8 protein-coding genes are annotated in these 14,165 nt (G+C 38.5%); 6 read left to right on the top strand and 2 right to left on the bottom strand.

The genetic code is table 11. The features are described from left to right. Positions 1 to 22: 22 nt before the first annotated feature. From J1905_RS01055 to J1905_RS01045, 3 genes are all read left to right on the top strand, one after another. The gene (locus J1905_RS01055; protein WP_214225279.1) at positions 23 to 2,017 is read left to right on the top strand and encodes a sialate O-acetylesterase; all 1,995 of its coding nucleotides are present in this window, start codon (positions 23 to 25) and stop codon (positions 2,015 to 2,017) included. A gap of 478 nt (positions 2,018 to 2,495) precedes the next feature. Beyond that, on the top strand, positions 2,496 to 3,800 hold the full coding sequence (locus J1905_RS01050; protein WP_214225277.1) for a GH36-type glycosyl hydrolase domain-containing protein: 1,305 nt from the start codon (positions 2,496 to 2,498) through the stop codon (positions 3,798 to 3,800). 12 nt (positions 3,801 to 3,812) lie between these two features. Then, a complete protein-coding gene (locus tag J1905_RS01045; RefSeq protein WP_214225276.1) occupies positions 3,813 to 6,956 on the top strand; it encodes a GH92 family glycosyl hydrolase in 3,144 nt (1,047 codons plus the stop codon). Between the two features lie 2 nt (positions 6,957 to 6,958). On the opposite strand, the gene J1905_RS01040 is transcribed toward J1905_RS01045, so the two are convergent. Next, a complete protein-coding gene (locus J1905_RS01040; protein ID WP_214225275.1) occupies positions 6,959 to 7,690 on the bottom strand; it encodes a GntR family transcriptional regulator in 732 nt (243 codons plus the stop codon). A gap of 226 nt (positions 7,691 to 7,916) precedes the next feature. On the opposite strand from J1905_RS01040, the gene J1905_RS01035 reads away from it, so the two are divergent. From J1905_RS01035 to J1905_RS01025, 3 genes are read left to right on the top strand one after another with little or no spacing between them, the layout of a single operon-like run. Beyond that, the gene (locus J1905_RS01035) at positions 7,917 to 9,761 is read left to right on the top strand and encodes a class I mannose-6-phosphate isomerase (RefSeq protein WP_214225273.1); all 1,845 of its coding nucleotides are present in this window, start codon (positions 7,917 to 7,919) and stop codon (positions 9,759 to 9,761) included. 46 nt (positions 9,762 to 9,807) lie between these two features. Beyond that, entirely contained in the window at positions 9,808 to 11,190 is a 1,383-nt protein-coding gene (locus tag J1905_RS01030; protein ID WP_214225268.1) for a sugar porter family MFS transporter, read from the top strand. Continuing rightward, positions 11,174 to 13,531, top strand: coding sequence for a GH92 family glycosyl hydrolase (locus J1905_RS01025; protein WP_214225266.1), 2,358 nt, complete (start codon positions 11,174 to 11,176; stop codon positions 13,529 to 13,531). Before J1905_RS01030 ends, J1905_RS01025 begins: the two co-directional genes overlap by 17 nt. Positions 13,532 to 13,533: 2 nt before the next feature. Here J1905_RS01025 and J1905_RS01020 read toward each other — a convergent pair whose 3' ends face one another. Further along, positions 13,534 to 14,124, bottom strand: coding sequence for a 2OG-Fe(II) oxygenase (locus J1905_RS01020; protein WP_214225264.1), 591 nt, complete (start codon positions 14,122 to 14,124; stop codon positions 13,534 to 13,536). Positions 14,125 to 14,165: the final 41 nt, after the last annotated feature.

Here is a 14,165-nt window from a genome sequence, read left to right as displayed (position 1 = left end):
TATACCAAATTAAACCACAAACATGTTGAAACCCAATTCCATTAAATTATTTAAGGGCGGCTTATTGCTTGCTTCCATTTTTTTTAGCGTTGTAACACAGGCTAAAGTAGTCTTACCAACTGTATTTAGTGATAATATGGTCTTTCAGCAGAAAACCAATGTTGCGATCTGGGGAAATGCTGATGCAGGAAAAACTGTAACAGTTATTTCTACCTGGAATAATAAAACTTATACCAGTAAAGCAGGTCGGGATGGAAAGTTTAAGGTAGTGTTGCCTACTCCTTCGTATGGCGGACCTTATAATATTAGCATTTCTGATGGTGAGGTTACGAAATTAAATAATGTGTTGGTTGGTGATGTATGGGTTTGCTCAGGTCAGTCTAACATGGAAATGCCATTGGCAGGATGGGGGAAAATTGATAATTACGAACAGGAAATAAAGGATGCAAATTATCCAAAAATCAGACTATTGCAAGCCGTTCATGTAACCAGCAACACGCTATTAGATGATGCAAAAGTTGATAATGGTGGCTGGCAGGAATGTACTCCGCAATATGTTGCAGGGTTCTCTTCTGTAGGTTACTTTTTTGCCCGTGAAATCAGCAAAAAAACAGGTATTCCAATCGGTTTGATTCATACTTCATGGGGTGGTACCATTGCTGAAGCGTGGACTAGTGCAACTACACTTAAAACTATCCCTGATTTTGTAGAAGCGGTAAAAGCAATTGAAAATGCAAGTAATGATGGTTCTGATTTTAAAGATAAATTGGCAGCCTGGAACAAATCAGTACTTGATAAAGATGCAGGTATAGTTGGTGGTAAACCGGCATGGTTGGCGGGTTCACTTGATGTTTCATCGTGGAAAACTATGTCACTCCCTGCATTGTGGGAAGAAGCGGGAATGCCTGGTTTTGATGGTGTTGTTTGGTTTAGAAAAAAAATTACTATCCCTCAATCCTGGGCCGGTAAAGATTTAAAAGTTAATCTTGGTACCATAGATGATAATGACATTACTTTTTTTGATGGTGAAATGATAGGGCAAACGGAGGGGTTTAATGTCCCACGTGTTTATACTATTCCAGGGAATAAAGTAAAAGCAGGAACATTTGCATTGGTAGTAAGGGTTTTAGATGGCATGGGTAATGGTGGTATTTTTGGAGATAAAAATATCTTATCCCTTGTTTCGGCAAGCGGCGAAAGGTTATCTCTTGATGGTGAATGGCAATACAAAGTAGGATTGAATTTTAAAGATGTGGCGCCTATACCTACTTCAAATGATGGGCCTAACAGAACGACCGTATTGTACAATGCAATGATTAATCCTTATCTGCAATTTCCAATTAAAGGTGCCATCTGGTATCAGGGAGAAAGTAATGCTGGTCGTGCAAATCAGTATCGTACACTTTTCCCTGCTATGATTAAGGATTGGAGAAAAAGCTGGAATCAGCCAAATTTCCCTTTCTACTTCGTTCAATTGGCTAATTTTATGAAAGTGGATGCAGAGCCTGTTTCTTCTGAATGGGCTGAATTGAGAGATGCACAACGCGAAACACTTTTGCTACCAAATACAGGTATGGCGGTTTCTATTGATATCGGCGATGCGGTAGATATTCATCCAAAAAACAAACAAGATGTTGGTAAGAGGTTGGCATTTATAGCCCTTGCTAAAGATTATGGAGTTAAAATTCCTTATAGCGGTCCAATATATCAGTCTCAAAAAATTGATGGTGCGGCTATTAATTTAACTTTTAAATCTGCTGATGGTGGTTTAAAGGCTAAGGATGGCGCTGAACTGAAAGGTTTTGCTATTGCAGGCTCGGATCAGAAATTTTATTGGGCCAAAGCTGTAGTAAAAGGAAATCAAGTGGTTGTTAGTAGTCCTGATGTAGCTAATCCGGTTGCCGTAAGATATGCCTGGGCCAATAATCCGGTATGTAATTTTGTTAATGGTGCTGGGCTTCCGGCTTCGCCGTTTAGAACCGATAGCTGGCCTGAAATCACTTTAGGTAGAAAATAAAATAATTCAGAATTACGACTGCGTAAATAAAGAGCCTGTATCATTAGCTGATCAGGCTCTTTTTATATCTGTCTGACATCAGCCTGTATATCGTGTAAAAAGAGCGTCTAATTAGACAATAGTCTGACTTGAGTCTGAGTTGAGTCTAAGGTGAGTCTGAGTTGAGTCTAAGATGAAGTAGCTACCGGTCATAAAATCAATAGTCTGTTTTATGAGCAATCAGGGTTAAGTGGTCACTTTTTTATCAAAAAAATTTGATGCTATAAAATTAATATGTAACTATGTATGTACAAACATTTCATGGGTAAGCTTAACCAGAAAGAAAGATAGTGAAAAATTTTTACTTTTCGGTTACTATCTTCGGTTTAAAATGTTGGAAAACCGAAGAGATTTTAGCTTCATGAAGATGAATGCGCTTGTATTTTTAATGCACTGCCAATAGTTTTAATATTTTAACCAAGTATAATAAAACACACAAATGAAGATAAAAATGTTAGTGCTAACTTGTTTAAGTGCTTTTGCACTGAACAATAACGCCAATGGGCAGACGGCCTTGTCTGCCGATGCTGCTAAAAGGATTGAAGCGATTAAGCCTGCAGCAGATTCAGTAAAAGACATGGCAGAAACATTAATTAAAAAAGGTTTTACTGCCGGTGATGGTTACGGTGAGGTATGGATAAGAGATCTCAATACTTTTTTGACTGTTGCCTGTAAAGTAAACGACAAAGACCTTATAAAGAAACACCTGATTACCTTTTTCCAATTTCAGCAACCTGACGGTGGAATATTAGATGGCTATATCCCAGTAAAAACAGGAGGTGTTCCATATAATTTTTATCATTCTGCTCTTGCGCCAAACTACGCAGGACACAAAAATACAGTAGAAACAGATCAGGAGACTTCTCTTGTGCAAGCAATAGCTAAATATATAAGAGGTACCGGCGATAAAACCATCCTTAAGGATACTGTTGCAGGAGCATCTGTACAGAAACATCTGGAAGAAGCCATGCAGTTCTTGCTTACCAAACGTTTCGAGAAAAAATATGGACTGGTATGGGGCGCAACAACTGTAGATTGGGGCGATGTTCAGCCAGAGCATGATTGGGGCGTTGTTTTAGATTCTAACTCGCACAGAACGATCGATATTTATGATAATGCGATGTTCATTATTGCTATTAACGATTTTTTAAGCATGGCCGACCTGTCGCAAAAATCACAAAAATATTGGAAAGGCATCAAAACCAGCATAGCAACAAACATTCGTAAACACCTTTGGGATAAAGCTCAGCAAAAGTATATTCCACATATTTATTTGAACGGTTCGCCATTTCCTTCGTCATTCAATGAATCAGAAATTTATTATCATGGTGGGACTGCAATCGCTATTGAAGCCGGCCTATTAAGTAAGGAAGAGGTAAAAACCGCCTATAAAAAGATGCAGGAAAATGTGAAGAAAGCCAATGCAGCTACTATAGGTTTAACGATATATCCAGTGTATCCTCAAGGTTTTTTTAAGAATAAAGGTATGGGACCATATTCTTATCAGAATGGTGGAGATTGGACATGGTTTGGAGGCAGAATGGTATCTCAACTTATCCGTTACAATCTTATTGATGAGGCTTGCGAGGCAATGGAGCCGATGTTGGATCGTGTAATAAAAAACAAAGGGTTTTATGAGTGGTACACCCCGGATAACAAGCCTCAAGGCTCCTCTAGTTTTAGGGGAGAGGCTGGTGTTTTATGGAGTGCAATTACTGAGCTTGAACAAAAAACAAAAAAATAACTTTAACTGCAAATGATGAGTAACTACCGCAACAACCTAAAGATATTATTACTGATGACGCTCTTGAGTGTTGCGGTAGAGCCACTGTTTGCACAGAAAAAAGTGATCTGGGAGATTGGGGCTTCAGATAACAAGAATGGAGATATGGCGCTTGCTCCTTCGGGGTATAAGCACTTTCTGGATCATGATTTTGGATGGGAGGACAGGTTTTTCCTTATTGGTTTTTCTAAATCAGACAAGGATTGGCCATATGTTTTGCCTGGCCCAAAAGATGGTTGGGGAGGTACAGGTGGTACTTCCGGTTTAAGAACTAACTCAGCAAACATACTTTTCGGGTTAGCAAATCAGCCTTCACAAGGGCAATGGAATTTTGTTATCGATTTGATGGGTTATCAGGGTGATTTGCCGCCAATGCTTAAAGTGATCATCAATGGTAAAGCTTTTGTAAAACAGTTGCCAAAATATAAATCAGGTCGTGTGGTTGAAGGTGACTTGAATGATGCAAAAGAATATAGAATAGAAATTCCGGTTCAATCGGGGATGCTCCGTAAAGGCGGGAATGAAATTGTGCTAACTACACTGGAAGGCTCCTGGATGGTATTTGATCAGGTAAGATTGGAAGGCCCTCAAAATACAGTGTTGGTTAATAGTAAAGACGTTTTTTTAAGGAATGTAAAGGCAGCTGAATACGAGCTAACGCTGAATGGTAAACAGATTCAACCACTACTGGTAGATGCAGAGCATCTTTCAGGAAATCCTGAACTCAGTGTTAAACTGGACGGAAAGTTATTGTTTAAGCAGAAGTTGGATACTTCCAGATATCAATTTGAAGTTCCAATGCCAGCTGTAATTGCTGCAAAACAAAGTAATTATGAGATTTTTAGTAACGGAGTACTGTTGGAACGTGGAACAGTTAAGAGATCAAAAAAGCAACAATTTACTTCAGCCGATTACGTAAACACGACAATGGGGACTGCCCATTCACGCTGGATGATTGCTCCCGGTCCATGGATGCCCTTTAGTATGGTGAAATTGAGTCCTGATAATCAGAACGCAGGATGGAGTAGTGGCTATGATCCAACTTTTGAGAGTGTTGGCGTTTTTAGTCACATTCATGAGTGGACAATGGCCGGTTTGGGTATGTTACCAGTTAATGGACCATTAAAAATTAAGGTTGGTGATGAGCGTAAAGGGGAAGATGGTTATCGATCTAAAATTGATAAATCGACTGAAGAAGCTCCTTTAGGTTATTATAAAGTAATGCTTACTGATTATAATATCAAAGCCGAGTTAACGGCTACAACAAGATGTGGTTTTCAGCGATACACTTATCCGAAGGCAGAAAATTCGAGGGTAATGATTGATTTGCAAATTCCTGCTGAATATACTTATCAATTGAAGGATGTTTCGTTAAGAAAAGTAAGCGATTATAGGATCGAAGGTTTTACAAGACAGTTTACACCTAATGCCTGGTCTGGTGATGTGAATCAGGATTATAAAGTTCACTTTGTGATTGAATTTGATCAGCCCATTAAAAAGTTTGGTACCTGGTTAAATGATGACTTGAGTGATAAGGATATCGTAAACGCCGGCGCGGTTAAAGATGCCGGAGCGTATGTGGAATTTGATACCAGAAAGAATCAGGTAGTTCAAACGCGTACTGGTATTTCGTTGGTTAGCATAGAGAATGCCTCTCAGAATTTACAGGAAGAAGTGACAAAGCCTTATGGTTGGAGCTTCGATAAGGTTCGTAAAGGACAACATGAAGCATGGGATAAACTAATGGGCCGTTTAACAATTGCTACTAGTGATAGACGTGAGAAAGTAAGATTTTATAGTAATATGTATCGTGCATTGGCTAGTCGTAACACCTGGAGTGATCTGGATGGTAGTTGGGTTGATGCCACACAGAAGATCCAAAAGCTTAAAGATCCAAAGGCTTTAGCTTTAGGTTGTGATGCTTTTTGGAATACTTTCTGGAATCTAAATCAGTTTTGGAATTTAGTTACTCCGGAATGGTCGTCTAAATGGGTTAAATCTCAATTGGCGATGTATGATGCCAATGGCTGGCTCGCTAAAGGTCCAGCAGGGATGAACTATGTGCCAGTAATGGTTGCCGAGCATGAAATCCCTTTAATAGTTGGAGCATACCAAATGGGTATTCGGGATTTTGATGCTCAAAAAGCTTTCGAGGCTGTTTATAAAATGCAGGCTACACCGGCACAAAAGGTAGGATTAGGCTTTGCCGGAAATAGAGATCTTGTGCCTTACTTGAAACATAAATATGTGCCATATGATCAGGGTAGATTCTCAAATACATTAGAATATTCATACGATGACTGGACGGTATCACAGTTTGCAAAAGCATTAGGTAAAAAGGAGGCAGCAGAAGAGTTTGCACTTCGCGGTGATTATTGGAAAAATGCAATTGATAAAGAAACAGGATATGCGCGTATGCGTAAATCTGATGGCAGCTGGTTTCCTGATTTTGATCCATTTAAGTCAGGTGCCAATGAGCAATATGTAGAAGGAAATGCATGGCAATTAACCTATTTTGTACCACAGGATGTGCCTGGTTTGGCTAAGGAAATTGGAGAAGATAAATTTATAGAACGCCTTCAATGGGGTTTTAAAGAGAGTGAGAAACTTCGGTTTAATGCTCCGGGAGATCAATACTGGGATTATCCTGTAATTCAGGGGAATCAACAGTCTATGCATTTTGCTTTCCTGTTTAACTGGGTAAAAAAACCTTGGCTTACGCAATATTGGAGTAGAGCAATTATAGATCGCTATTACGGATTTGATGTAGCCAATGCTTACCTGGGAGATGAGGATCAGGGACAGATGAGTGCATGGTTTATTATGGTGTCTATGGGGCTTTTCCAGACTGATGGAGGATGCAGCACTGATCCTGTGTACGAAATTGGAAGTCCGCTTTTTTCAAACGTGACCATAGATTTGGGTGAGCAATATGGAAGGGGGAAAACATTTAGCATTGAAGCTCCAAATGTGTCGAGAGCTAATAAGTATGTGCAAAGTGCAACCCTTAATGGAAAGGTATTGAGCTCATTTAAGTTTCCTGCATCGGAACTACTTAAAGGCGGTAAGTTAGTGTTAAAGATGGGAGCAAGCCCCAATAAAAATTGGGGCCTATAGTTTTAACCTCTTCTGCTTTCAACGGTATATACAAAGCTATCGGCTTTGTAATACCCTAAGTTATATTCAATAGGACGGTCTGCCTGATCGTAAACAAATCGTTTACGGAATAATATTGGGCTTCCTGGTTCTGTTTCAAGTTTTGCTGCAATGAATTTATCGGCTGCTTTTGCACTGATCTCTTCTTTGGATAATTCAGAAATGATGTTGTAATCAGCTTGTAGAATATCGTACAGAGGTCTTTTGAAATCCTCTTCACCTGTTAATCCTGTGCGCGGGTGGAAATAGGAAACGAAATATACAAACGGGCCTTCAGGCCTGCCTCTTAAACGTTCGAGTTTTAGTATTTTTTGGTCTGTCTTTATGTTAAAGAAATTGGCAATCACCTCTTCAGGATAGATCCAGCTTACATGTAATTCAAAGTTCTTGATTGGAATACCTCTGGCTTTCATTTCTTGCGAGAAACTTAACCAATTTACAGATTTAGAGCTAATCATTGCATCTGCTACTTTGGTTCCAACTCCTTTCTTACGAATGAGCAAGCCTTCGTAAACCAGCTTGTTTAATGCTTGCCTAAGAGTAGTTCGGGAAATGGCCAACTGATTGGCAAGATCTATTTCGTTAGGTAGTAATTTACCATTTTGAAATTGAGGGTCTGCTATCATTCTACGCAGCAACTCCTCTGCCTGTATGTGTAGAGGGATTGGGCTTTTATGATTGAGTGCTATTTTCATATTTTATGCGTCTTTTTAGGTTACCCTTAAGGTATTTTTTCTCTATTGCAATATTATGAAAATATATTTGTATTGGATTATTAAATCACTATGTTTGTACATATTAAATTCAACAGTTGAGCTTTTTAGCAATTTTACGGCTTATTGATTGTTTTAAAGCTGCTTCTGTTGATTTATATGTTTATACATTTGTTGGTTATTAAATTAGTAAATTGTTGTGAAAAATATGATTGAAGCTTCTGAGGCTACTGAAAAAGATAAAATACAAGCAGGCAAAAGTATGAATGAGTATAAATGGCGGAATAGTATGCAACCATTGTTGCAGCAACATGTGTATGAAGGTTCCAATATAGAAAGTGATTACAATTCAATCCCTTATCATAAGCTAGGTAAAGGTAAAATATATAGTGGTTTTGGTAGTTTGGTGGCATGGATCATTGAACAGAAAGATGTACTTATTGATGGCTATGGTGGCGTGTTTTTTAACGAAATCCAGCAAGAAGTTCAGCAGAAACTTGAAGAGAATGGCTTTTCTGTGAAGTGGCACTTTACGTCTGATTACCTTAAAAGTGAAGCTGATGTAGAAGAAATGGTTAAGCCATTTTTAGGTGGATCAGAAGATGTTTGGGGTTTTAAAACGAATCTTAGCCTTAAAGATTTTTTTAAGCTTGATGAATTTTTAGCCGTTGAAAAAGACGACCAGGCTGATATTAATATTGTAATTGGTATTGGAGCTGGCTTACTCAATTGGGATGCTCCTGTAGTGTATTTTGATATTCCTAAAAATGAGATACAGTATCGTATGCGCGCCGGGTCAGTCAGTAATCTTGGAACTAGTGTTCAGGACAAGCCCTTTAAAATGTATAAGCGCTTTTACTTTGTTGATTGGGTAGTATTAAACCACTATAAAACCGAATTGCTTAAAAAGATCGCTGTTATTGCAGATGGACAAAGAGTAGGTAGACCAAATTGGCTGTTTAAAAGTGACCTTGTTGAAGGCTTACATAAACTTAGTCATTCTGTTTTACGTGCACGCCCCTGGTTTGAAAGCGGTTCATGGGGAGGACAATGGATGAAAGAACATCTTAATGGTTTAAATGCCAGTGAGGTTAATTATGCATGGTCATTTGAACTAATTACTCCTGAGAATGGCGTGGTATTGGAAAGCGATGGGAACTTACTTGAAATACCCTTCGATCTTTTAATGACAATTGAATATCAGGCTATATTAGGTAAACACGCTGAACAGTTTGGTAACTATTTCCCGATCCGATTTGATTTTTTAGATACCTTTAAAGGAGGAAATCTATCTATTCAGTGTCACCCATCCAAATCATATATCAGAGAGAAATTCGGAGAAACCATTACTCAGGATGAAACTTATTATATTCTGGATTGCGAGCCTGGCGCAAAAGTTTACCTAGGCTTTCAGGAAGATATAGATCGTCAGGAATTCAGAACAGCACTAGAGGTTAGTCAACTTAAAAAACAAGAGATTTTAATCGAGAAATACGTACGTAGTTTCCCTTCGCGCAAGCACGAATTGTTTTTAATTCCCAATGGTACTGTACACAGCTCAGGTATAAATAATATGGTGCTTGAAATTAGTGCAACCCCATATATTTTTACTTTTAAAATGTACGATTGGTTAGCGTTAGATCTTAATGGTCAACCAAGACCAATAAATATTGAGCATGCCTTCAATAACCTTAGGTTTGAGAGAAAAGGTGCATTAGTACCAAAAGAGTTGATTGCTAAACAAGTTTTGTTTGATAGAGGCAGCGATTGGGAAATTCTTCACTTGCCGACGCATAAAGAACATTTTTATGATGTTCACCGTATAGAGTTTGATACGGAGGTGGTTATTGAAACCGAAGATACTTGTCACGTATTGATGCTTGTAGAAGGTACTTCTATTTCTGTAGAGGTAGCAGAAAATGAGACCAGTAAATTTCATTATGCAGAAACCTTTATTATTCCTGCAGCAACTCGAAGATATAAACTGATTAACAACGGAAAAGGGAAAGCCAAAGTGATTAAAGCCTTTCTTAAAAATGATATTGAATTGTAAAAAATAATCCACCAAATAACCCCTAACCAAATATAAACCAAACAGTATGAATAATAATTATAAAACCTACCTGGGGTTAATAACCCTGGTCGCATCATTAGGAGGGCTGCTTTTTGGCTTCGATATGGCGGTAATATCAGGAGTTTTACCTTTTGTGGAGAAGCAATTTAATTTGACTCCATTACAGGAAGGTTGGTTTGTTTCTTCAGCGCTAGTTGGTTGTATCGGAGGGGTGGCATTTTCAGGAGATTTAAGTGATAGACTTGGACGTAAGAAACTACTTTTTCTTTCCGCTGTTTTATTTCTTTTCTCAGCAGTGGGCTGTTCTTTAGTAACGTCTCTCGACTGGCTAATTGCTTCCAGATTATTAGGTGGTATCGGCGTAGGTATTGCATCTATTGTGGTGCCATTATATCTTTCAGAAATATCTCCGGCAGCTATTAGGGGTAGGTTGGTTACTTTTTATCAATTGGCTATCACTGTAGGGATTTTATTGGCTTATATCACCAATTCTTTGCTGTTAAGTTATTCCGAGCAGCATACTGCTACTACTGGATTAATCGACCTTATTTATATTAAGGAAGTATGGCGTGGTATGTTTAGTATAGGAGCGGTGCTTGCTATATTATTCTTGATTGGTTTATTTTTCGTGCCAGAAAGTCCTCGTTGGTTAATAAAGAAAGGACGAAGCCTAGAAGGATTAGCCATTTTAAAAAGTATTAATAACGGCAAAGAAGAAGCCGTAGAAGCAGCTTTAATTGGAGAAAAACATGATGATGGTGGCTCTTATAAAGAATTGTTGTCGCCGAAATTGAGAAAGGCTATGTTACTTGGTATTTTACTGCCTTTGTTTTCTCAATTAAGTGGTATAAACGCCATCATTTACTATGGCCCATCAATACTAAATGATGCGGGGATTGCCTTAAGTAATTCTTTTTTAGGACAGATCATTTTTGGAGTGGCTAATTTGGTATTTACTTTTATTGCAATATGGAAAGTTGATGATTGGGGCAGGAGACCACTTTATCTTATAGGTACCATTGGGGCTACCCTAAGTTTATTTGCTACAGGTTTTCTTTTTTATATGGGTTTAACAACAAGCATTTTCTTAATTATTAGTGTCACACTTTTTCTAGCTTGTTTTGCATTTTCAATTGGCCCTTTAAAGTTTGTGGTTGCTTCCGAGATATTTCCAACAAACATAAGAGGTAAAGCCTTAGGAGTAAGTATTATGGTAATGTGGGTTGCCGATACTATAATGGGGCAGGTTACGCCTATATTATTAAAGGAGGCTGGGACACCTGCTACATTTTGGGTGTTTGCCTTTTTCTGTTTGATCGCCTTTTTTATAGTGTATAAGTTGCTCCCTGAAACTAAAGGCAAATCATTGGAAGAAATAGAATCGTTTTGGGATGAGAAGAAATCTTAATATTATAGTAATTGCTTTTTTAGCTGTCTCTGTACTTTCCTCATGTAAGGTAAAGAAAGAGAGTGTATTGAAGTATGTAGATTCAGGGGTTGGAACGGCGCACAGTCGCTGGTTCTTTTTTACCCCGGCTGCTTTACCTCATGGTATGGCAAAATTGGCGCCATCAACTAATGGTCACTATGGAAATAAATCAGGTTGGGAGGCCGTAGGCTACGATACAAGGCATACTTCTATAGAAGGATTTGTTCATTTTCATGAATGGCAAATTGGAGGGGTTTCTTTTATGCCTGCAAACGGACCTTTAAAAGTGAAGCCTGGAGATCTGGAAGGAAAGGAGAATGGCTATCGTTCTCATTTTGATCATAAAAATGAAATAGCAGAGCCTGGTTATTACAAGGTGCTACTAGATGATTATAACATTACAGCTGAGCTTACAGCGACCGAACATGTTGGTTTTCATCGATATACTTTTCCTAAAAATGATCAGTCGAGGATTATTCTTGATATTGGTAATAAACAAGGTGAAAGTGGTGAGGTACGGGATGCCACTGTCCGCATGATTGATGATACCCATTTTGAGGGTTTCGTAACTACTTATCCTCTGTATATTAAGGGGTACGACCCTAAAGGTCAGATCACTATGTATTTTTGGGGCGAAACAAGTAAAAAGCCAATAAATATAGGTTCATTTAATACGGAAGGTATTTCTCAGAATAGTGATGCGGCAAAAGGTAAGGGGGCAGGTTTATTTCTTGAATATAAGACCGGGGATAAGGATATTGTTGAGATGAAAGTAGGCTTGTCTTATACCTCAACAGAAAATGCAAAGAAGAATTTTGCGGCAGAAGCTACAGGTATTTCCTTTGATCAAGCCAAGGTAAATGCTCAAAAAATATGGGAGCGCGAGTTGGGTAAGATCTATGTTGAAGGAAAGGATAGGAATAACAAGGTGAAATTCTACACGGGTCTATTTCATGGTCTACTGGGTAGGGGGACGGCAAGCGATGTGAGTGGGACATTTCCTCAATACGGAGGCACAATAGGGCAACTTCCGCCTGATGAAAAAGGAAAACCTAAGTATAATTTCTATAATACAGATGCTATTTGGGGAGCTTTTTGGAATCTCACACAGTTGTGGGCTCTAGCATATCCTGATAGGTATAAGGACTTTGTGCAAACTCAATTAGAGGTTTATAAACACAGAGGCTGGTTTGGTGATGGGATTGCAAATGGGCAATTTGCCTCAGGCGTAGGAACAAACTTTATCGGACTTACCATTGGTGCTGCTTATAATTTAGGAATCAGAGATTACGATGTAGATTTGGCCTATAAAGCTGTAAAAGCAAATGAATTGGAATGGATTAACCGTAATCCGGGATCAGGAAAAATGGATACCAAGCAATTTATTGAACGCGGTTTTGTGCCATATGCTAAGGGGGAAACAGATTCTCTAGGCTCTAATTTTTCTGCATCACATACGTTGGAATATAGTTTTAGCGCTTTTGCTGCGGCACAAATGGCTAAAGCTTTAGGTAAGAAAGACGATTATCAAAATTTGATTGAAAGATCTAATGGTTGGAAACTAATATTTAATCCTAAAAATAAACTGATCCACCCTAAAAATGCTGACGGCTCTTTTATTGATAAGTTTGATCCTTATCAGCCATGGAGAGGGTTTCAGGAAGGAAATGCCATTCAGTACACTTTTTATATCCCTCATAATCCTTCAGGCTTAATAGCTGAAATTGGCAAGTCTGAATTTAACACTCGTTTAGATAGTATTTTTATCATTGCACAAAAAAGTGGTTTTGGTGGAGGTAAAGAAATAGATGCTTTCTCCGGTATAAAATCAGTTTATAACCACGGTAATCAGCCTAATTTACATGTTAGCTGGTTGTTTAACTTCTCCGGTAAACCTTGGCTTACTCAAAAATGGACAAGAGCCATCTGCGATGAGTTTTATGGTACAGAAACGATTCATGGTTATGGCTATGGACAAGATGAAGATCAAGGACAATTAGGCTCATGGTATGTAATGTCTGCTTTAGGTCTGTTTGATGTGAAAGGGTTTACTGATCTCCGGCCTATAATTGAGTTGGGTAGCCCTCTTTTTGAAAGGGCAACAATTGAATTGGGTAGTGAAAAACGATTGATAATAGAAACAAAAAATAACTCAGCAGAGAACGTATATGTGCAGTCGGCAGAGTTTAATGGTAAACCACTAAACAATTGCTGGCTATACAGAGATGAATTGATGAAGGGCGGAAAAATGGTGTTGGTAATGGGCGCAAAGCCTAATGAGCAATGGGGTGCAGATGCGCCGCCTCCCTCGGCTCAATAGTATTAAATTTTTAGCCACCCGGTAATACTCATCCTTGGTTGGTGGGTGAGTAATACCTCGTGCATAATTTCGTTGCTTTTAAAAAAGACGCCTTTTCTATTTTGTGGTGATATGTTTTGCAAATGATCATCATGATGGATACAGAGTTCGCCACCATCAGCTAATACCCAATCTGAATTTAAATAGATGATCATTGAGTACTTTCTGCTGTCGTTATTTTTGAACTGATCGAGGTGTTTTTTATAGAAACTGCCCTTTTCGTATAAGGTATAGTGAAATTCATAGCCGGTGATTCCTGTATAACATGTTTCATTTAAATGCTTTACAAAGTTATCCATCAGTATAAAAAAAGCATTTTCACAAGGTGTGTCATGTTCTCGGTCGAGCCAGTAGATACGGTCGCCCCGGACTTCCGAATTATGTCTGATTACTTTGTCATTTCCGGTTCCTGCCGAAAGAAGCATTTTATTGCTATAAAGGGAAATAAGGTTTTCCTTTAGATCAGCCGCAAGGCTTTCACTTAAAAAGTGATCGGCGATGCCTACTTGTTGGTCTATAAAAGAATCGATAAGGCAATTAAATGTGTTTTCCAAAAAGGATAGGGGTTAATACGAGAGTAAAACCGTAGGCTGGT

It is taken from the genome of Pedobacter sp. B4-66 (assembly GCF_018492665.1).
Classification (GTDB): domain Bacteria; phylum Bacteroidota; class Bacteroidia; order Sphingobacteriales; family Sphingobacteriaceae; genus Pedobacter.
Note: the sequence above shows the minus strand (reverse complement) of the source record. Positions and strands in the feature narration are given on the sequence as shown.